Here is a 19,376-nt window from a genome sequence, read left to right as displayed (position 1 = left end):
GGTGCGGGTTGCGTCAGCGCACGGCGCCGGCGCCGACCGCATCGGCGATCGAGGAGTAGCCGGCCTCGCGCACCTTCCGGGCCAGGCCCTTGTGGATGCGGCGAGCCCAGAACGGGCCGCCGTAGATGAAGCCGGTGTACCCCTGCACGAGGGACGCCCCGGCCAGGATGCGTTCCCACGCCTGGTCGAGCGTCTCGATGCCGCCGACGGAGATCAGCACCAGGCGATCCCCGACCCGTGCGTGCAGGCGGTTCAGGACCTCGAGGGATCGTTCGGCGACCGGAGGGCCGGACAACCCGCCCGCGCCGATCGCCGTCACCTCGTCGTCCGGGGTGTTCAGGCCGTCTCGCCGGATGGTGGTGTTGGTCGCGACGATGCCGGCGAGGCCGAGTTCGAGGGCGAGATCCGCGACCGCGTCGACGTCGTCGTCGGACAGGTCCGGGGCGATCTTCACCAGCACGGGCACGGTCACGGTGTCGAGTACCGCACGCAGCAGCGGCCGGAGGGATTCGACGGCCTGCAGGTCGCGCAGTCCCGGGGTGTTCGGTGAGCTGACGTTGACCACCATGAAATCGGCGAGCGGGCCGAGCAGTTGCGCGCTCGCTGTGTAATCGGCAGGGGCGTCCGCGGCGTCCACGATTTTGGTCTTGCCGATGTTCGCGCCGATCGGGACGCCGGCCCGGCGCTGACGCAGGTGATTGGCCGCGTTGCCTGCGCCGTGGTTGTTGAACCCCATCCGGTTGATCAGGGCACGGTCCGCGGGCAGCCGGAACAGGCGGGGAGCCGGGTTGCCGGGCTGCGCCTGGGCGGTGACGGTGCCCACTTCGGCGAACCCGAATCCGAGAGGACCCCACGCGTCGACACCGGTGGCGTCCTTGTCGAACCCGGCGGCCAGCCCGAGCGGCGCCGGGAAGTCGAGTCCGAACACTGTGTTCCGCAGTATCGGATCGTCCACCACGAGAACCCTGGCGACGAGTTGGCGCAGCGGCGAGAACCGCGTGACCAGGCGCATCGCAGCGAAGGCCAGGTGATGAATTCGCTCCGGAGGAAGGCAGAACATCACCCGTAAGAGCAGGTGGTACAAGGAGGTCTCCCTAGATTGCGGGGTCGGGGACATGGTGAGCGGTCTTCCTTCGTTTGAGCAGAACTCGGCGGCTTCCGTCGGAGTACAGACGGACCCGCGACAGCTCCCAGCCGCCGAATTCCGCCTGGATGGCCAAGCGCATCGATGCGCTGACGCGGGTGACGTCGGGCGGCAGCCGAAGCGGCACGTACTCGTAGTCCTCGGATTCGATCTCCCACCCGGAGGGGAGTCGACGTGAATGCGATGCCATCTACGAACTCCTCGTCGGGATCTGCTGCAAGCCGTCTCCCGTCGCGGAACCGATCAGGAGGTCACCGTTCACGGTATCCACACTGACAGAGTTCGGCTGCCGGACGGTGGGATACCGGGCCGTTTCCACGCCGACACCGCTGGACAGGTCGAATCCGACCACCTCGTTGGTTCCGGTCAGCGTGACCCACGCCCGGTCGGCGGAGTCGTCGTAGGCGACGGCGTACGGCGCAAGTCCGGCTGGGAACCGCTGACGGAGCATCAGTGTGTCGGTGGTGTAGGCGAGCAGTTCGTCGCCGGTGGTGTCGGTGACGAGGATGCGCCCGTAGTGGTCGGTGGTGAGTTGCGTCGCACCTTCACCGGCGCGCAGCGCGACGCCGAGCGCGGAACCCGGGACGTCGACGGCGGTGACGGACGTCTGACCGCGGTCGAGGGCGGTCAGCGAGTCGCCGACGACGGCCAGCCCGTCGACGGAGGTGAGGCCGTCGATCACCTGTGACTCGTTCGTCTCGGTGTTCACGATGTGAATCTCGCCATTGCCCAGGCCCATCGCCAGCCGGCCGTCGGGCAACTGCGCGACCGAACGGACGTCGCCGTCGGCGGGGACGAACGTCACCTCGCCCGTGCGCAGGTCGAGCCGTCCTACCTGCGTGTTCATCGCGAGAAGGGCCACGCCGCCGGGAGCGAGGGAGACCTGGGCGACGGCCCCGTCGAGCGGAATCGTGCGCGGAGCCGCCGTGAAATCGCCGGCCGGGAACAGCAGGATCTCGTTGCCTTCGCCGCCGAGGACGACGGTCGTGCGGGTCTCGGGGTCGAAGGTGGTCGAATCGATCGGCACGCCGACGGGGTGGACGACACCCGCGGGCGCGGTGCTCTGCGCCGGGGACTGCGCGGCAGTCGCGGGCGCGATCGTGATCGCCTGATCCTCGTCGGAGTTCGACGAACAACCCGTGACCAGTAGAAATGCCGCTCCGATACACGAGGCGACGACGCGCGCTCCCGGTCTACCCATGTGCTGCTCCTCGGGGTTCTCTCAACGACCTACACCTGCACAACTGTCCACTAGCATCCCTGATCCGCGAAACGCCCACGAATTCGGTCGGTGCCGAGCGGGTGCCGAGGCGATACCGTGAGAAACATCGACCCCGCGCCCGGTGGTTTCCCGACCGCCGGCCCAGGTCATCGAGGAGCAGACCGTGGAAACACCCGAAACGCCGACGTTCACCGTCGAAGACATCTCGGTCGGACCGCACGCGCACGGCTTCGGCCGGACCGCCGAAGGCAACTCCTACGCATTCCGCGTGCGCAAGAGCACGATGCACGTCGAGGTCTACCGCGCCGACGTGGAAACCGAGGTCCCGGACCCGGACGACATCGTGGCGTCGGCGCGGCGCTCGGTCCGGGAGATCGACCTGACCGACGAGCGCAGCATCGTCGCCGTCGTGCGGGACGCCGTGTCCGATCCCGATTCCCTGGTGGTGGGGACGGAGGACGGCATCACCGTGCGTGCGGTCCTCAGCCGCCTGGGCGCGGTCATCGACGGACTGTGACCGCCGGCCGCTAGCGGTGGTCGCGGCGGGGGAGGACGAGGGTCGCGCCGGTCACCGGGTGCGCGATGACCTCGACGGGGTGCCCGTACACCCGGGTCAGCAGGTCCTCGGACAGGACGTCGCGGGGAGGCCCGTCGGCCGCGACGCGGCCCTGCTCGAGGACCACGATCCGGTCCGCGTACGCGGCGGCGAGTGCGAGGTCGTGGAGCACGACCACCACCGCGGTGCCCCGTTCCGCGCGGGAGCGGGCGAGACGCATCACCGTCTCCTGATGGCCGAGGTCGAGGGCGGCGGTGGGCTCGTCCAGCAGGATCGTCTCGGTCCGCTGCGCCAGCACCCGGGCCAGCGCCACGCGGGCGCGTTCGCCACCCGACAGCGCGGTGAACGGCCGGTCGGCGAACGCCACCACGTCGCAGATCCGCATGGCCTCGGCGATCGCGGCGGCGTCGTCGTCGGTGCGGGGTGTGCGCGCCCACGGGGACCGGCCCATCGTGATCACCTGACGTGCGGTGAACGAGAATCCGACCGTGTTCTGCTGGGGGAGGACCGCCCGTCGCTGGGCCATCTCGAGCGCCGTCCACTCGCCGAGGTCCCGGTCGTCGAGGTGCACGCTGCCCGCGTGGACGTCCTGATCACCCGACAGCGCCGCGAGAAGCGTCGACTTGCCCGCCCCGTTGGGGCCGACGAGAACGAGGACCTCCCCGATCCGCACGTCCACGGACACGTCGTCGAGGACGGGTCTGCCGCCGCGGGTGACGGCGATGCCGTCCGCGCGCAGCGTCACGGCCCCCGAGGGTCGCGGCGGGGGCACCGGATCGGTCCGCCGGAACAGGTTCTGCTCGAGGGCCTCGCCGACGCGGGTGCGGAACGACGGATTCATGCCCATCCGCCCTGACTGGCCCGGGTGCGGCGCAGCAACCAGAAGAAGAAGGGCCCGCCGACGAGGGCCGTGAGCATGCCGAGGGGGAGGTCCGCGTTGGCCACGAGCGACCGGGCGCCCAGGTCGGCGAGCAGCAGCACGAGGGAACCGCACAGCGCGCTCGCCGGAATCAGGGCTCGGTGGCCCGGACCGACGGCGATCCGCATCAGGTGCGGGACCACCAGCCCGACGAACAGGATGATGCCGGTGAAGGCCACGCTGGACGAGACGAGCAGGGCGACGATCAGCACCGCGATCTGACGCAGCCGTTCGACGTCGAGGCCGAGGTGACGTGCCGCGTTCTCGCCGAGCGAGAGCAGGTCGAGTTTCCCGGCGATCGTCATCGTGGCGGCGATCCCGGCGACCGTCATCGGCGCCACCACCGCGACCGCGCTCCAGGTGGCCCCGTTGAGGCTGCCCAGTTGCCAGAAGACGATCTGATCGCGCGCCGCAGGGGACGCGACGAACGTGAAGAAGGCGATGAGTCCGCCGGCGAACGCGTTGACCGCGACACCGGTCAGGACGAGGGTGACGACCTCGGTGCGGCCCTCGTGCCGGGCGAGGAGATACACGGCGACGGTCGTGACCAGTCCGGCGACGAAGGCGGCCGCGGCCACCGTCCACCCGGCCGCGAACGCGCCGCCGACGACGATCGCGGCGCTGGCGCCGACCGCGGCGCCCGCGGACACCCCGATGACGCCGGGTTCGGCGAGCGGGTTGGCGAACACACCCTGCAGCAGCGCTCCCGCGCATCCCAGTGCCGCCCCGACCAGGATCGCGAGGATCACGCGGGGGAACCGGACCTCCCACAGCGTCACTTCACCGCTGGGGTGCGCGGGCATCGGCCCGAGATCCAGTCCGACGCGGTGCAGGATGCTTCCGACGACCTCCCCGGGGCCGGTCGGCACCTGACCGATGCAGGCCGAGAACACGGCGGCGACGGCGAGGGCGATCAGCAGACCGCCGAGAACGGCACCGGTCCGGGTGCGTGACGAGGGCTTACCAGGAGCGTCGAGGTCTTCGACCGTCATGGAGTGGCGGCCGGGTAGACGGCGTCGGCCAGAGCGCCGAGGACGCGACCGGTGTTGGGGCCGAAGCTCAACAGCACCCCGTCCTGCATGTCCACGACCCGCTGGTTCCTGCCCGCCGGTGTCTGCGCCACCCCGGGGACCTTCTCCAGGCCCTCGATCCCGCCGATCGATTCGAGTCCACCGGTCATCATGAGAAGCACGTCGGGGGCGGCGGCGATCAGTGCCTCGCTGGTGATCGGGGCGAACTGCTGGGTGATCCCCGAGGCGGTACCGGCGTCGACGGCGCCGAGCGCGTCGATCAGGGAGTCGGCCCCCGATCCCGGGCCGCCGATCATGGTGATCGCGGTGCCGCGCAGATAGAGGAACGCGATCTTCAGCAGATTCTCGCCCTGGGGCGCGCGACTGCGGGCCGCCGCGATCTCGCTCTCCGTGCGGGCCGCGAGTTCCCGGCCCTGCTCCGGCACCCCGAGCGCATCCGCCACCGCGGTGATCTGGCCGGGCACGCCGTCGAGGGTGCGCGTCGGATCGAAATAGACCACCGGCACCCCGGCGGCCCGCAGCTGATCCTGCACCGCCTGCGGTCCGATGCTGGTGTCGGTGAGGATCACCGTCGGCGCCAGGTCGAGGATGGCCTCGGCATTGAGGGACTGCCCACCCGGTGTGACCACCGGCACGTCCTGCGCGGCCGGGAACTCGGACGCGATGTCCCGGCCCACCACGTTGTCGCCGAGCCCGAGCGCGAACACCGTCTCGGTGAGCGTTCCGTAGCGGTCCGCGGTCACGATCCGGCTCGCGTCCGTGATCGTCACGTCCACCCCGTCGAAACTGCGGACCGTGACGGGCAGCGCCGGTGTCGCCGGGGACGCGAGAGGCTCCGGATTCAGGTCGTCGAGGACCGCCGTGCGCGCGCCGCCGGTACCGCCCGCGCTGTCGCCGGTACCGGAACTGCACGCCGACACGGCCACCGCGGCCACCAGGAGCAGGACGAGAACGGCGAACAGCGACCTGTCTGCGCGGGTACGGGACACCAGCCTCATCGTGCGCGATACCGGTCGATGCCGGCTTCGAGGTCGGCGAAGAGGGCGCCGTTGAGGCGGTAGGCGAGGTTGACCTCGTCGATCACCCGCTGCTGGTCCTCCGGAGACAGCGGCGCCGCGTCGAGTGTCGCGCGGTAGGTATCCTTGAACACCTTCGGTTTCGGGATCTCGTCGAAGGTGTAGAACTGCAGGCCCTCGGTGCTGTACCCGTAGGCGCGCTCGAGCATGCGCCGGATGATCTGCCCGCCCGACAGGTCGCCCATGTACCGGATGTAGTGGTGCGCAACGAAACCGGCGGGCCATTCGTACGCCACCTCGCGGAGCCGTTCCACGTACCGGGTGGTGGCGGGCAGCGCGGAGACGGTGTCCCGCCACGACGGCCCGCGCAGGAACTCGAGATCCGCTTCCAGCGACGGAACCCGCAACAGCTCGTCGTGGAGAAACGGCGACACGACGGGGCTGCCGGTGTGGGCGCGCCCGGCGTCCTCGAGTTCGCGGTAGACGAGGTACGTCTGCGCGAGCAGTTCGGCGTAGCCGTCCGAGGTGAGCTCACCGGCGAGCAGGGCCCCGACGAAGCGGGACTGCTCGGTCTCCCGGTGAGCGGCGTCCGTGCCCGCCTTGATGCGCTCGGCGAAGCCGACGGTTCCGCGGTCGGCCGCGTCGGCCTCGTTCAGCGTGGTCATGGACTCTCCTGCGGATCTACGGACGTCGGCCGGTGAGCACCAGGTTAGCCTGCCCTGCACGTGAACTGCAGGTGCACGTCCGCCTGCCCGCCCGCGCTACGCGCTGACGTCGTCGAGCGCGGCCGCGATCGCTGCGGGCAATTCCAGCTCCTCGGCGACGAGCACTCCGGTCAGCTGGGCGATGTCCCTGGCCCCGACGACCGCGCTCGCGACCCCGGGACGGTCGCGTGCCCAGGCGAGTGCGACCGCCAGCGGGGACGTGCCGAGACCGTCGGCGGCGGTCACGACCGCGTCCACCACCCGCACGGACGAGTCGGTGAGGTAACTCTGGACGTCCTGCGCGTGCGCTTCGTCGGCCCCGCGTGAATCGACGGGGATGCCGTTGCGGTATTTGCCGGTGAGCACCCCGCGGGCCAGCGGCACGGCCGCGAACATCCCGACGCCGTGATGGGCGGCTGCCGGAACGAGCTCTTCCTCGACGCCCCGGGCGAGGAGCGAGTACTCCACCTGCGTGGCGACGAGCGTGGTGCCCCGGGACGCGCCTGCCGCGGTCGCCAGCTGCCAGCCCAGGTAGCCCCTCGCCCCGACGTACCGGACCCGGCCGCTGGACACCGCGAAATCGAGTGTGGCGGCGACCTCGTCGACCGGCGTGAACGGATCCCACGTGGCGACCTGCCACATGTCCAGGTAGTCGGTGCCGAGCTCGCGCAGGGTCGCGTCGAGCTGGGCGACGAGTCCCCGTCGCGAGCAGTCGATTCGCGAGGGTCCCGCCGGGTTGATGCCCGAACTCGAGCTCAGGACGAGTTCCGTGCGCGGCACCACGTCGTCGAGCAGTTCCGCCAGGATCCGCTGCGCCGCACCGTCGCCGTATGCGGGGGAGGTGTCGACGAGGGTTCCGCCCGCATCGACGAACGCCGCGATCTGCGCGGCGGCTTCGTCGCCGTCGGTGTCCCGACCCCAGGTGAGCGTGCCCAGGCCGAGACGTGACACTCGCAACCCGCTTGCTCCGACCGATCTCTGTTCCATAACCGCCTGCGTCTCGTACCGTAGCTGCAACCCGGGCATCCCCCGAAGATGCTGGTGCCCCCGGGACCGGCCACCACAGGAGCAGAGTAGTGGGGTATCGCGTGGCAGGGGTCCTGCCACGCCGGATTCTGCCGGAGGTCACCCCCACCGGTACCGTGGCGCCGGTGAATTACGAACGCGACATGGGAAATTGGCGTCAGAGCGGCACATTCGGCCTCGGGACCGGTGAGTGATGGGCGAGGCGATGACCTGGCTCCAGGCGATTGTCCTCGGTGCCGTCCAGGGATTGACCGAGTTCCTGCCCATCTCCTCGTCGGGCCATCTCCGGATCGTGTCGGAGGTCTTCTTCGGTGACGACGCCGGTGCCTCGTTCACCGCCGTCACCCAGCTCGGCACCGAGGCCGCGGTGCTCATCTACTTCGCCCGGGACATCGGACGGATTATCGCCGGCTGGTTCCGGGGACTGTTTCATGCCGAGCATCGCAGTGACCTCGATTACCGGATGGGCTGGTATGTGATCATCGGCACGATTCCGGTGGGTGTGCTCGGGTTCCTGTTCAAGGACCAGATCCGCACCGGAGCCCGCAACCTGTGGCTGATCGCCACCATGTTGATCGTGTTCGCGTTCGTCATCGCGGCGGCCGAGTACTACGGGCGGAAGGTGCGTCCCGTCGAGGACCTGCGCGCCAAGGACGGCATCATCATGGGCTCGGCCCAGGCGCTCGCCCTGATCCCGGGAGTCTCGCGGTCGGGCGGCACGATCAGCGCCGGCCTCTTCCTCGGACTCACCCGCGAAGCCGCGGCCCGCTATTCGTTCCTCCTCGCCATCCCCGCGGTCGTCGCATCCGGGCTGTTCAGCCTGCCGGACGCATTCGAACCGGCCGGTGAGGGTCTCAACGCGAGCGGTCCGCAGCTCCTCGTCGCGACCGCGATCGCCWTCGCCATCGGTTACGCGTCGATCGCGTGGCTGCTGCGTTTCGTCGTCGACCACTCCATGTACTGGTTCGTCGGCTACCGCATAATCCTCGGCGTCATCGTCCTGTCGCTTCTCGCGACCGGCGTCGTGTCGGCCACCTGAGATCGGGCGGTCGGGGAGTGCGCGACACTAGGCTGGGCCAATGACAGTTGTGCTGCTGCGCCACGGGCGGTCGACCTCGAACACTGCACACACGCTCGCCGGCCGGTCACCGGGAGTCGAACTCGACGACCGCGGCCGCGAGCAGGCGCAGGCGATCGTGGCCCGGCTCGCCGACGTGGTGATCGAGGAGATCGTGCACTCACCGCTTCTGCGGTGCGAGCAGACGGTGGCACCGCTCGCCCGAGCACGGGGCCTGACCCCGGTGGTGGAACATCGGCTGGTCGAGGTCGACTACGGCGAGTGGACGGGTCGCGAGCTGAAGGTCCTGCTCGAGGAGCCGCTGTGGAAGATCGTGCAGCAGCACGCGTCCGCCGCCGTGTTCCCCGGCGGAGAAGGGCTCGCCCAGGTCCAGGCGCGGGCCGTCGCCGCGGTCCGGGAGCACGACGCCCGGCTCGCGGAACTCCACGGCCGCGACGTCGTGTGGGTGGCCTGCTCGCACGGTGACGTCATCAAGTCGGTCCTCGCGGACGCCCTCGGCGCGCACCTCGACGGATTCCAGCGGATCGTCGCGGAACCCGCCTCCATCAGCGTCGTCCGGTACACCTCCACCCGCCCCTACGTGCTGAAGATGAACGACACCGGGGCCGATCTGTCGGGGGTGAACGTGCCACCGGCGTCGGGAGACGGCGCCCGGGCCGAAGTATCCGGATCGGTGCCGGGCGGGGAGGTCCGGTTGTGATGATTGGGCGGACACCGCCGGTAACGATTGACGGATAATGAACGCAGCATGCTGCGAGGAACAGTCCGAGACGGAACAACGAGTGGGCAGCGCCGCAGTAGGGCCCGGCTCCAGCTGAAGGAGGTGCAATGTCACGCGCAATTCACGTATTCCGCACTCCTGACCGATTCATTGCCGGGACGGTGGGCGAACCCGGCGACAGGTCGTTCTATCTCCAGGCAGTACACGAGGCGCGAGTGATCAGCGTCCTACTGGAGAAACAGCAGGTACAGGTCCTGGCCGACCGGATGGGACTTCTCCTCGAGGAAGTGCACCGCAGGTTCGGCACGGAGGTTCCCCCGGAAGGGGCCGAACTCGACGACTCGAGCCCACTCGTCACCCCGATCGACGCCGAGTTCAGGGTCGGCACGATGGGCCTGGGCTGGGACGCGGACGCCGGAGCCGTCGTCGTGGAACTGCTCGCCGTCAGCGAGACGGAATTCGACGAGTCCGTCGTCCTCGACGACTCCGACGACGGACCGGACGCCGTGCGCGTCTTCCTCACCCCGCTGCAGGCGAGGGACTTCTCCCTGCGGTCCGAGCGGGTCATCGCCGCCGGTCGCGCACCGTGCCCGCTGTGCGGCGAGCCGCTCGCCCCGGAGGGACACATCTGCATCCGCACCAACGGGTACCGCCGCGGCCAGAGCTTCGGACTCACCCCGGAAATGGACGAGGAGGACTGACGGTTGCCTGCCGAGGAGTCCGATCCCCTGGAGTCCGGCGAGCTGACCCTCATCGGCCAGATCACCCACGCCAGTAACGCCACCCTGGTCTGCGACGCGGCCGCGGGTGAGAACACCGTCCGCTGCGTGTACAAACCGGTCCGCGGGGAACGCCCGCTGTGGGACTTCCCGGACGGCACGCTCGCCGGACGGGAGTACGCGTCGTATCTCGTGTCCGAGCAGCTCGGGTGGGGTGTGATTCCCCGCACTCTCCTGCGGGACGGTCCGTTCGGCCCGGGGATGGTGCAGCGGTGGGTCGACACCCCGGACCGGCACGCCGACGACACCGGCGGTCTCGACCTGGTCGACATCTGCGCGCCCGACGCCGTCCCCGAGGGGTGGTTCGAGATCTTGCGCGCCACCGACATGGACGGCGAACCGGTCGCACTGATCCACGCGGACGACCCGCGGCTGCAGCGGATGGCCGTTCTCGACGTGCTGATCAACAACGCCGACCGCAAGGGCGGCCACGCGCTCGAGGGTCTCGACGGTTCCGTCTACGGCGTCGACCACGGCATCTGCCTGCACACGGAGAACAAATTGCGGACCGTGCTGTGGGGGTGGGCCGGGACGGAGGTGCCGGGCGCCCTCGTCGTCGACATCGCCGAACTGATCTCCTCACTCGAGGGCGACTTCGGCGCGCGGCTCGGCGAGCACATCACGTCCGGCGAGGTGGCCGCGCTGTACGAGCGCGCCGTGGACCTTCTCGCCGCACCCGTGATGCCCCGGCCGAACGGTCACCGGCCCATCCCGTGGCCCGCGTTCTGAGCGACCCGTTCGGAGCCCGGCGGGCGGCGGCTCCCTCCGAGGCGGAAACGCGGGTCCATTAGGCTCGCTGTCATGCAGTCTTGGTCCGAAACCGCTGTCCCGTCCGTTCCAGGCCAGGGGCCTCCGCTGCGGTTGTTCGACACCGCCGACCGGCAGGTGCGCCCCGTCACTCCCGGACGCACGGCCACGATGTACGTGTGCGGTATCACCCCCTACGACGCGACCCACCTCGGTCACGCCGCCACGTACCTGACGTTCGATCTGGTGAACCGGATCTGGCGTGACGCCGGGCACGACGTGCACTACGTCCAGAACGTCACCGACGTGGACGACCCGCTGTTCGAGCGCGCCAACCGCGACGGCGAGGACTGGGTCGTCCTCGGCATGCGCGAGACGGCTCTGTTCCGCGAAGACATGGAAGCCCTCCGGGTGATTCCCCCGCGCGACTACATCGGCGCGGTGGAATCGATCGGCGAAGTGATCGAGATGGTCGAGAAGTTCGTCGCGTCCGGCGCCGCCTACGTCGTCGACGACGCCGAATTCCCAGACGTGTACTTCCGCGCGGACGCGACGGAGCAGTTCGGGTACGAATCCGGCTACGACCGCGCGACGATGGACAAGTTCTTCGCCGAACGCGGCGGCGACCCGGACCGCCCCGGCAAGCAGAATCCCCTCGACGCGCTGGTGTGGCGTGCGGCCCGGCCGGGCGAGCCGTCCTGGCCGTCGCCGTTCGGTCCCGGGCGTCCCGGCTGGCACATCGAGTGCTCGGCCATCGCCCTCAACCGCATCGGCTCGGGTTTCGACGTCCAGGGCGGCGGCAGCGACCTGATCTTCCCGCACCACGAGTACTCCGCGGCGCACGCCGAGTCGGCTACCGGGGATCGCCGCTTCGCGCGCCACTACGTGCACACCGGCATGATCGGTCTCGACGGCGAGAAGATGTCGAAGAGCCGCGGCAACCTCGTGTTCGTGTCGAAACTGCGCGGCGAGGGCGTCGACCCGACCGCCATCCGCCTCGGACTGCTGTCCGGGCACTACCGGCAGGACCGTCCGTGGACCGAGCAGGTTCTCGCCGACGCCCATACCCGGCTCCAGTTGTGGAAAGATGCCGCCGCACTCGAGTCAGCGCAGTCCGCCACCGACACGATTGCCCGGCTGCGCCAGCATCTCGCGGACGACCTCGACACCCCGAAGGCGCTCGACGCCCTCGACGGCTGGGCCCGCCGCGCCCTCGACAACGGTGGTTCCGACACGAACGCGCCGAGCGAATTCGCCGCGGCTGTGGATGCCCTTCTCGGTGTGCGGCTTCGCCGCCCGTGAGTACTTGTTAACCGCCCGCGGTTAACAAGTACTCACGGGTCAGGCGAACTCGAGGGCACCCTCCGCGGGCGTCGGGACGCGCCGGCGCAGGGGCGAACCGAGCGCCTGCGCCAGGTCGGTGCCGTCGTGTTCGGCGAGTAGCTCACCGTCGGACCACACGAGCAGGGTGGCGCTGACGCTCTGCTCGGCCGTCGAGTGCGCCAGATCGTAGTGCGCGCAGCCCGGCACGCCGCCGTACGTGATCCACAGGTCGAACCCGGTCATGAACAGGTCGAGGTCGAATTGCACGCTGAGACCGAGCAGTTCGGCCCGGCCGTTGTCGTCGACGCCGGCGAACGCCTCGTCCAGCGCCAGCAGTCGCGGGGCGTGCGGGTCGGCGGAGTCGAGCATGACGTGCGCCGCGGCGAACAGCGGCAGGTGCAGTGAGACGGACTGCTCGCCACCGGAGAGTGCGCTGTGCCGGGCGACCGTCAGCCTGTCCTCGTTGCCGTTCCCGCTGATCAGGGTGAACGAGAACACCCGCCACCGCCGGTAGTCGAGGGCGGACGCCAGGATCTCCGGGTACGACCGTTCCGGGTGGGCAGCGCGGGCTGTCCTGATCTGGTGGGCGAAGTGGGCGCGCATCGTGGCGAGTTCGTCTGGGCCCAGCGCCGAGGTGTCGCGCTCGAGCAGTTTGGAGATGGCCTTCGCGCTGTCGTCGAGGTTGTCGGCGAGCACCCAGTGGACGCCGATAGTGTTGCCGGACGACATCCGCCGCTCCCGCATCTCGGTGCCCATCCGGGCGATGAGTTCGCGGGCGTCGACGGTGCGTTCGTGGATCTGCTGGGCGAGACCGGTGAGCAGCGCGTCCTCCAGGATGCGGCGCTCGGATTCGGTGAGCAGCAGTTCCTGATCGGAGCGCGCGGACGCGATACGGGCGGCGAACTCGCCGATCGACGAGTAACCCTCGTCGTCCTGCACCTGCACGACCGTCAGGCCGTCGGGCGCGTCCCACTGCAGCCGGTAGTCCTGGCCGGCGGCCGCGAGTTGCGCGTCGAAGTCCTGCAGCGCGGTGGTGAGCGCCGTCCGCGTCGACTTGCGTGCCGAGTCGCTGACCCGCACCGATTCGGTGGCGCCGTCCAGTGCGCGGAACAGCGCATCCGCCTCGGGGGGCAGGATCGGAGTGTCCTGGTCGGCGTTCTGGATGCGGTACACCAGCTGTTCGGCGCTCATCCACGCCGCCGTACTGGCCGGCCAGGTGTGGCCGCCGTCGACGCCGAGGAGTTCGAGCAGGTCGCGCCGGGCGTACGGCGCGAGGTGGGCGGCGTCGGCGTGGGTTTCGGTGAGCGCCAGCCGGAGCGTCTGGACGGCGGTGTTGTACGCGCCCTCGGCTTTACCGATGGCCTCGCCCGCATCCTTGTCCGCCTTGCGGGCGTCGCGCTGCTCCTTCTTGCACGCCTCGATCCGCGCGTGCGCCTCCTCGAGTTGCCGGTCCAGTTGTTCGGCCCCGGCGCCCAGTGTGTCGCGGAGCGTCTCGAGACGCTGGATCTGTTGCGCGAGCACCTCTTCGGCGACGGCGGCCTCCTCCGCGAATTCCTCCGCGTTGCCGCGCGCCTCGTGCAGCCGGTCCTCGGACTGGCGCGTGTGCTCCACCTCCTTGCCGTGTTCGCGCCTGCACCGCTGCACCATCTCGCCCTGCTTCTCGAAATGCCGCACGGCCGCGGCGAGCGAGTCGATCTCGCGGGCGACGTGGGGAGTCCGGTGCGTGGATGCGGTGGCCCGGAGTTGCTTTTCCTTCGCGGACAGGTCGGCGATGGCCTGGTCGAGTTCGCGGCCGACGGCGGTCGCGGTGTCGGTGCGGCTGCGGAGCGCGCCTGCCGATTCGGTGACCTTCTTCAGCGCGGTGAGGATCGATCCGGTGCGGGGCAGGGCTTGTGCCGCCGCGGTCGTCCGCGTCAGCAACGCTGCCGCCGTATCCGCGGACGCCCGGGTGTCGTCGAGCCGCGCCCGGGTTTCCTCGAGCGTCCGGTCGAGTTCGGTGAGTCGGGCGGCGCGCCTGCGGGCCCGCGCGGTGGTTCCGATGTACTCCGCATCCGATTTCGTGTGCCGTCCCCGCTGGATCCCCTGGCGGTAGGCCCCGTCCCCGGCGACGCCCACCGRACCCTCGGCGAGGTCGAGGGATTCGAGGGCGATGGATTCGAGGATTGCGCGCACACGATCGTCGGGGACACCGGTGTCCTGCTCGACGTCGAGGACGTCGGCGAGGGTCCTGCCGGTGGGCCGATCCTCGGCGGGAAGAGCCACGAGGAATTGTTCGGATTCGACGTCGGGRAGCGCGTCGTCGACGGTGACCCAGCCGTCGAGGAGATTCGCGGCCTCCAGTGCGGCCTCGATTCCCGCCGCGACCGCGGCGTCGACGCCGTCGGCGAACCGGACCAGACGCCAGAGCGGCGCACCGGTCAGCCCGGACCGCGCGTCGTGCCTGCCTGCCGGGAGCGGTGGGGCGTCGTCGTGCTCGGATTCGATTGCCGCGCGCGCCGATTCGTATTCGGCGATCGCCTCGGCCGCGGCGGCGGCGTCCCGGTCGTACTGCTGACGACGCAGCCGGAGTGCGTCGACGGCGTCCGTGGTCTGCTCTGTCAGCGTCTCCGACAGGGTGGCGGCGTCGTCGTCGCCGATCCCGCGGAGGGCGCCGTCCAGTGCGTCGAACAGCGCAGCGGGCGCCTCGATCTCGGCGTAGAGGGACGACTGTTCCGTCCACCAGGAGCGGAGTTCGGTGGCGCATCGGCTGCGGGCCGATTCGACCGCGGTCTCGGCTTCGAGGACGGCCACCGTCGCGGTGTCGAGTTGTTCCTGGCCACGACGTGCCGCGTCGTCGGCGCGGGTCCGCTCGGTGGCGGCCTTCTCGACGGTGGCGAGCGCGGCCCGGACCGCGCGCAGGTCGCCGTCGCGTTCCTCGGCGTGCCCGCGCAGCGCCGCGGTCAACTGGTCGGCGCGCGCGTCGCCGGGGAGTGCGGTCCAGGTGATTCCGGCGTCCTCGGCGGCGACGTGAAGTTCGTCTTCGGCGTGGGCGAGCGCCTCGACGGCGCGGGTGACGGCGTCGCCCGCCTTCTCGTGCTCCTCGGACCGCTGTTCGAGGGTCGCCTTGGCCTTGCGTGCCTTCTCGGCCTGCAGTTCCGTCGACTTCTCCAGCGTCGACACGGCCTGCGCAAGGTCGTCGAGTTGAGTCCGCCCCTCGTAGGCGGTCGACCGTTTCAGTGCGTCCAGGGTGGCGTTGGCCTGGTCGAGTGCGCGGTCGGCGGCGGTGAAGCGTTCCTCGGCGGCCTCCCGGCTCGCCTGGCTGCGCGCCCGGTCGGCTGCCGCCCCGTGGAGGGCGGTGATGCCGGATCGCACCGCGTCGAGACGGGTTGCGAGTTGGTCGACGTCCGTACGCGCCTGCTGGCGAAGGTATTTCGCGTACACACCGACGAAGCTCTGCGCCGCCTGATCCGCCGCCGCCAGCCCCTCGAGCGCCCGGCCGACCTCTTCCATGTCGCTGAACGAGCGCGCCGCCTCGAGGACGAGCTGTTCGTCGAGGGGTCGCAGACCGTCGGTGAGCGCCTGCGACAGTCCCTTGGGGTCGAGGTTCTTCGCGAGCTGGGGGCGGCGCAGCGTGAGGATGAGGTTGATCAGCTGGTCGTAGCGCTGGACACCGAGCCCGAACATCCGGGCGTCGATGGCGGCGCGGTAGTCGAGCGGCCGGTCGGTGATGGAGTCGGTGCCGATCTGCTCGCCGAGTTGCTTCTTCGTGAGCGGACGGTCGTCGGTGCCGAGCAGGGAGAAGTCGACGCCGACCCGGCCGTCGGCCACGAAGTACCAGCGCGTGACCTTGTCGTTGGTGCGGGAGGCCCGCATGCCGATGCCCACGGTGACGGCCTCGGGGTCGTCCTTCGCGCCGCGGCAGAACTCCATCCAGACGTACGAGTACGCGCTCTCCTGCCCGCGGTACAGGAGGTTCGACTTCATGGTCCGTTCCTCGCCGGCGAACGGGTTGAGACGCCGCGGTTCGATCCTGCCGTCGAAGACGAACGGGAACAGCACTTCGAGCGCCTTGGTCTTGCCGGAACCGTTGGGGCCACGAAGAACGAGGCGGCCATCGGCGAAGGAGAACTCCTGATCCCGGTAGTCCCAGAGGTTGATGATCCCGGCTCGGGTGGGCCGGAAACGCGCACTCGTCATGCTGTGATGTCCTCGCTGTCGTTCGCTGAGCTCTGGAACAGGTCGATCTCCGGTGTGCGGTCGCGGATCGTGACCACCACACCGCGGTAGCGGGCGAGCGCCGGGAGCGCGAGCACGCCGCCCGGCACCGCGGCGGTGAGGCGCAGCCGCTCGAGCAGCGCCAGAGCGGCGCGTCCCAGACCGTCGGGGTCGGCCTGCCACCCGGCGGCGAACGTGCGCCCGAATCTGTCGGTCAGGGTCCGGACGGTGTCGGTAATCCACTGGTCCTCGACGACCGGGAAGAGCCGGTCGGCGGGGGCGGGCTCCTCGGGTTCGACCCCGTCGTGGCCTGCCAGGCTGTCGAAGATCCCGGACTGCGGAATCGCGCTGTCGACCTGTTCGACCAGGTCCTCGGACCGGCCCCGCGGCAGCGGCATCCGGGCCGTCTCCGGCGTGTCGGGATCCAGGACACGATCGGCGATCTCCCCCGCGAGCAGCAGCGCGACCTGTGCGACCGTTCCCGTCCCGGGGAACCGGACGTCGGAGAGCCGTCCGGAGGAGTCGATCATCGCGACGCCCTCCTCGCGCCGTTCCGCGACCAGTCCGGTGAGCAACTCGACATCGGCTGCGGTGCGGGGGAGCGCGAGCTGCACCAGTTCGTGATCGTCCAGGTCGGCGGCGTAGACGACGGGCCGTTCGACGAGAGCGCGCCGGACCCGCCGCGCCGTCTCTTTCACGTCGACCGTCCGGGACGTCCCGAACTCCGCGGCGTCGTCGTCGGTCATCGAGTCCGCGCCGGCGAGCAGACCGCGGATGGAGCGGAGATGCTGCAGTGCGCGCGGCGGCCGGAACAGGGCGATGACGACGGACCGGTCGATGTCGTAGAGCGCTTCGCCCGCATCGGGATTGGCGGCCCAGCCGCCCGCGTCACCGTCGGCGAGGGCGATCGCGCCGCGGGCCGCGAGCCAGCCGACGGCGTCGACGAACGCGTCCCGGTCGGACGCGCGTTCGGTGGACAGGTCCACCCCGTCGACCTGCGCGGCGTCGGCGGCGACGTGATCGGCGAGTTCGGACAGGGTGATCTGGTTGCCGGCGCGACCCAATGCGGCCAGCGCCAACGCGAGGTAGGCGTAGCGGTACCGGTCGAACGTGCGGTCGGTGGCCGTCTTGGCCGGGGTCCCGGCGTCGAGTCGGTCGCTGACCGTGAACAGTCGGGCGGTCGTCTCGGTGACCTCGAGCCGGTACCCGAAGAGCGTCATCAGATCGTCGCGCAGTTCGGTGGCCCACCGGCGGAGCAGGGGAAGCGCGATGCGATCCGGATAGGTCTGCGTCACCAGATGATTCGACAGGATGACGCGGGCGGCGCGCTGATACGAATCGAGGGCGAGCGGTGAGATCTCCCGTGCCTTCACCGAACGCTCACCTGCAGTCCGTCGAGGTGCAGTCGTCCTCGGGCGGTGCGCACCACCGTCGATTCGCTGTGCGGGCTGAGGGTGAGCTTCACGCCGTTCTCCGATCCGGTGCTGCTCGTGACGCGGCCGCTGACCGGTACCCGGGCCGTCAGTGCGGCATTGAGCAGGCTCAGCAGCACGTCGGTTTCGGCCTCGTCGAGTTCCCGCTCGTAGACTCCGCCCCGGGCCAGCGACTGGGCGGCGGCCGCGCGATTTCGTTGTGCGGTCAGCTGTTCCTCACGCAGGCGGCGCACGCTGCCCTCGTTGCGCTGCACCCGCGCGGGCAGGCCGGGGGACGGCGGACGTCCGGTCTCGGCCAGCGTGCGGGAGATCTCCACGGGCTGCGCCTCCCACCACGACCGGGTGTCGGGGATGATGTCGGCGTCCGGGTGCACCATCGAGAGGTGGCGCGGACGCCCGAGGTCGAACACCGCCTGGAACAGCGCGTGCGCGGCGTCCTCGTTCGGAGTCGCGGCGAACCAGCCTGCAAGGTGGCGCAATTGGCTCTCCCTGCTGACGCCGCCCTTGCGGGTCTCGGTGACGCGGCGCAACAGCGACAGGACGGCGGCGATGGCGCTCATCGTGCCCTCGCGCAGGCGTTCCGACTCGCTCGGACCCGCCTCGCTCCCGACGAACCAGTGCGTCAAACCGGTCCACCGGGCGCGCCAATCGGCTTCGCGCTCTTCGACATCGAGGAACACCCGCTCGTCGCTGGCGGCGGCCCGCGCCACCATCGCCTCGACACCGGTGTCTTCCACGAGCGCGATGGCCGCGGCGAGTTTCGGCGCATACCGCGACAGGTCGGAGCTGAACTCGCGCATGTGGGTGAGGAGAGCGTCCTTGTGGGACATGAACGTCTCCGGGGTGATCTCCGTGGTGCGGACGAGATCGCCCAGGGTCAGATAGAACTGGGCCGCGCGTCCGGCCATGTCGGACAGCGTCGCATCGAGTCGGTTGAGTTTCCGGTACACCAGGTCGTTGTCGGCGGCGYGATTCGCCGCGGCCAGGTCGTTCATGTCGGCGAGAAGGTCGGGGAGCGCCAGCCGGGACAGCGACGCGTCGTCGAGCCGGGCCGCGAGTGCGTCCTCGACGGCCCGGAACACCTGGTAGCCGGCCTGACTGAACTGGTACACGAAGTGCCGGTTCCGATATTCGGCGAGTGTCGCGGCGCGCGTTCCGTCGTAACTGCGTTCGAGCACTTCCCAGACGTGGAGTTGCTCGAGCAGGGGAGTGACGTCTCCGGCGCCGAGTTGCCCGGCCGGGTCGTCGCCGGCGAGGCCGTCCAGGATGCGGGCGACGTCGCCGGCGTGGAGCAGCACGATGTAGTTGGCGCGGGCGTGATCGAAGGCCCGCAGCACCCACAGATACTCCGCCCGCTTCTCCGCGGTGGCGAAGGAGAACAGTTTCAGCCGGTCGTCCCGGAGCGGGGGAGCGACCGCCGGACGCCCGGCGCGCAGCCCCGACGGGGACCGACCTGGATCGCTGCCTGATTCACTCACCGTGA

The 19,376-nt window shown here is 70.1% G+C and carries 17 protein-coding genes; 6 read left to right on the top strand and 11 right to left on the bottom strand.

The window, feature by feature from the left end; translation table 11 throughout:
- Positions 1-13: 13 nt before the first annotated feature.
- The 3 genes from AC1DWT_RS15415 to AC1DWT_RS15405 are packed head-to-tail and all read right to left on the bottom strand — an operon-like array spanning position 14 to position 2,345.
- Positions 14-1,084 (bottom strand): quinone-dependent dihydroorotate dehydrogenase, encoded by a 1,071-nt coding sequence (locus AC1DWT_RS15415; RefSeq protein ID WP_206012608.1) that lies wholly within the window; start codon positions 1,082-1,084, stop codon positions 14-16.
- 10 nt (positions 1,085-1,094) lie between these two features.
- Positions 1,095-1,334, bottom strand: coding sequence for a DUF5703 family protein (locus tag AC1DWT_RS15410; protein ID WP_072941800.1), 240 nt, complete (start codon positions 1,332-1,334; stop codon positions 1,095-1,097).
- Positions 1,335-2,345, bottom strand: coding sequence for an NHL repeat-containing protein (locus AC1DWT_RS15405; protein ID WP_095863667.1), 1,011 nt, complete (start codon positions 2,343-2,345; stop codon positions 1,335-1,337).
- Positions 2,346-2,529: 184 nt separating this feature from the next.
- Between AC1DWT_RS15405 and AC1DWT_RS15400 the strand changes: the two genes are divergently transcribed.
- Positions 2,530-2,883 (top strand): hypothetical protein, encoded by a 354-nt coding sequence (locus tag AC1DWT_RS15400; RefSeq protein ID WP_072941965.1) that lies wholly within the window; start codon positions 2,530-2,532, stop codon positions 2,881-2,883.
- Between the two features lie 10 nt (positions 2,884-2,893).
- Here AC1DWT_RS15400 and AC1DWT_RS15395 read toward each other — a convergent pair whose 3' ends face one another.
- From AC1DWT_RS15395 to AC1DWT_RS15375, 5 genes are all read right to left on the bottom strand, one after another.
- Complete coding sequence (locus AC1DWT_RS15395; RefSeq protein ID WP_072941963.1) at positions 2,894-3,763, bottom strand: heme ABC transporter ATP-binding protein; 870 nt, start codon at positions 3,761-3,763, stop codon at positions 2,894-2,896.
- The gene (locus AC1DWT_RS15390) at positions 3,760-4,833 is read right to left on the bottom strand and encodes a FecCD family ABC transporter permease (protein WP_072941795.1); all 1,074 of its coding nucleotides are present in this window, start codon (positions 4,831-4,833) and stop codon (positions 3,760-3,762) included. The genes AC1DWT_RS15395 and AC1DWT_RS15390 overlap by 4 nt, the downstream gene beginning before the upstream one ends.
- A complete protein-coding gene (locus AC1DWT_RS15385; RefSeq protein WP_206012607.1) occupies positions 4,830-5,870 on the bottom strand; it encodes a heme/hemin ABC transporter substrate-binding protein in 1,041 nt (346 codons plus the stop codon). The genes AC1DWT_RS15390 and AC1DWT_RS15385 overlap by 4 nt, the downstream gene beginning before the upstream one ends.
- A complete protein-coding gene (locus AC1DWT_RS15380; protein ID WP_072941791.1) occupies positions 5,867-6,553 on the bottom strand; it encodes a biliverdin-producing heme oxygenase in 687 nt (228 codons plus the stop codon). The genes AC1DWT_RS15385 and AC1DWT_RS15380 overlap by 4 nt, the downstream gene beginning before the upstream one ends.
- A 96-nt stretch (positions 6,554-6,649) precedes the next feature.
- Positions 6,650-7,579: an aldo/keto reductase gene (locus AC1DWT_RS15375; RefSeq protein ID WP_072941788.1), complete on the bottom strand. Its 930-nt coding sequence runs from the start codon at positions 7,577-7,579 to the stop codon at positions 6,650-6,652.
- A 232-nt stretch (positions 7,580-7,811) separates the two neighbouring features.
- Here AC1DWT_RS15375 and AC1DWT_RS15370 point away from each other — a divergent pair, with 232 nt between their 5' ends.
- The 5 genes from AC1DWT_RS15370 to mshC all read left to right on the top strand — a co-directional run bounded on the left by AC1DWT_RS15370 (position 7,812) and on the right by mshC (position 12,245).
- Positions 7,812-8,657, top strand: coding sequence for an undecaprenyl-diphosphate phosphatase (locus AC1DWT_RS15370; RefSeq protein WP_477921258.1), 846 nt, complete (start codon positions 7,812-7,814; stop codon positions 8,655-8,657).
- A gap of 40 nt (positions 8,658-8,697) precedes the next feature.
- Positions 8,698-9,396 carry a histidine phosphatase family protein gene (locus tag AC1DWT_RS15365; protein WP_072941784.1) on the top strand — a complete coding sequence of 233 codons (699 nt, stop codon included), beginning with the start codon at positions 8,698-8,700 and terminating at the stop codon, positions 9,394-9,396.
- 128 nt (positions 9,397-9,524) lie between these two features.
- On the top strand, positions 9,525-10,118 hold the full coding sequence (locus AC1DWT_RS15360; protein ID WP_072941781.1) for a DUF3090 domain-containing protein: 594 nt from the start codon (positions 9,525-9,527) through the stop codon (positions 10,116-10,118).
- A gap of 3 nt (positions 10,119-10,121) precedes the next feature.
- On the top strand, positions 10,122-10,925 hold the full coding sequence (locus AC1DWT_RS15355; protein WP_072941779.1) for an SCO1664 family protein: 804 nt from the start codon (positions 10,122-10,124) through the stop codon (positions 10,923-10,925).
- A gap of 72 nt (positions 10,926-10,997) precedes the next feature.
- Positions 10,998-12,245, top strand: a complete 1,248-nt coding sequence (gene mshC, locus AC1DWT_RS15350) for a cysteine--1-D-myo-inosityl 2-amino-2-deoxy-alpha-D-glucopyranoside ligase (RefSeq protein ID WP_095863668.1) — start codon at positions 10,998-11,000, stop codon at positions 12,243-12,245.
- A 39-nt stretch (positions 12,246-12,284) separates the two neighbouring features.
- On the opposite strand, the gene AC1DWT_RS15345 is transcribed toward mshC, so the two are convergent.
- The 3 genes from AC1DWT_RS15345 to AC1DWT_RS15335 are packed head-to-tail and all read right to left on the bottom strand — an operon-like array spanning position 12,285 to position 19,281.
- Complete coding sequence (locus AC1DWT_RS15345; protein WP_477921254.1) at positions 12,285-16,442, bottom strand: TIGR02680 family protein; 4,158 nt, start codon at positions 16,440-16,442, stop codon at positions 12,285-12,287.
- On the bottom strand, positions 16,439-17,833 hold the full coding sequence (locus tag AC1DWT_RS15340) for a TIGR02678 family protein (protein ID WP_072941773.1): 1,395 nt from the start codon (positions 17,831-17,833) through the stop codon (positions 16,439-16,441). The genes AC1DWT_RS15345 and AC1DWT_RS15340 overlap by 4 nt, the downstream gene beginning before the upstream one ends.
- Complete coding sequence (locus AC1DWT_RS15335; protein WP_477921286.1) at positions 17,830-19,281, bottom strand: TIGR02677 family protein; 1,452 nt, start codon at positions 19,279-19,281, stop codon at positions 17,830-17,832. Before AC1DWT_RS15335 ends, AC1DWT_RS15340 begins: the two co-directional genes overlap by 4 nt.
- Positions 19,282-19,376 lie beyond the last annotated feature (95 nt).

It is taken from the genome of Rhodococcus sp. P4_B6, from assembly GCF_056402215.1.
Note: the sequence above shows the minus strand (reverse complement) of the source record. Positions and strands in the feature narration are given on the sequence as shown.

Excerpts from the sequence above, each read along its gene's own strand:
- AC1DWT_RS15385 (WP_206012607.1), bottom strand. The coding sequence starts at position 5,870 with ATGAGGCTGGTGTCCCGTACCCGCGCAGACAGGTCGCTGTTCGCCGTT.
- AC1DWT_RS15390 (WP_072941795.1), bottom strand. The coding sequence starts at position 4,833 with ATGACGGTCGAAGACCTCGACGCTCCTGGTAAGCCCTCGTCACGCACC.
- AC1DWT_RS15405 (WP_095863667.1), bottom strand. The coding sequence starts at position 2,345 with ATGGGTAGACCGGGAGCGCGCGTCGTCGCCTCGTGTATCGGAGCGGCA.
- mshC (WP_095863668.1), top strand. The coding sequence starts at position 10,998 with ATGCAGTCTTGGTCCGAAACCGCTGTCCCGTCCGTTCCAGGCCAGGGG.
- AC1DWT_RS15395 (WP_072941963.1), bottom strand. The coding sequence starts at position 3,763 with ATGAATCCGTCGTTCCGCACCCGCGTCGGCGAGGCCCTCGAGCAGAAC.
- AC1DWT_RS15365 (WP_072941784.1), top strand. The coding sequence starts at position 8,698 with ATGACAGTTGTGCTGCTGCGCCACGGGCGGTCGACCTCGAACACTGCA.
- AC1DWT_RS15375 (WP_072941788.1), bottom strand. The coding sequence starts at position 7,579 with ATGGAACAGAGATCGGTCGGAGCAAGCGGGTTGCGAGTGTCACGTCTC.
- AC1DWT_RS15360 (WP_072941781.1), top strand. The coding sequence starts at position 9,525 with ATGTCACGCGCAATTCACGTATTCCGCACTCCTGACCGATTCATTGCC.
- AC1DWT_RS15380 (WP_072941791.1), bottom strand. The coding sequence starts at position 6,553 with ATGACCACGCTGAACGAGGCCGACGCGGCCGACCGCGGAACCGTCGGC.
- AC1DWT_RS15410 (WP_072941800.1), bottom strand. The coding sequence starts at position 1,334 with ATGGCATCGCATTCACGTCGACTCCCCTCCGGGTGGGAGATCGAATCC.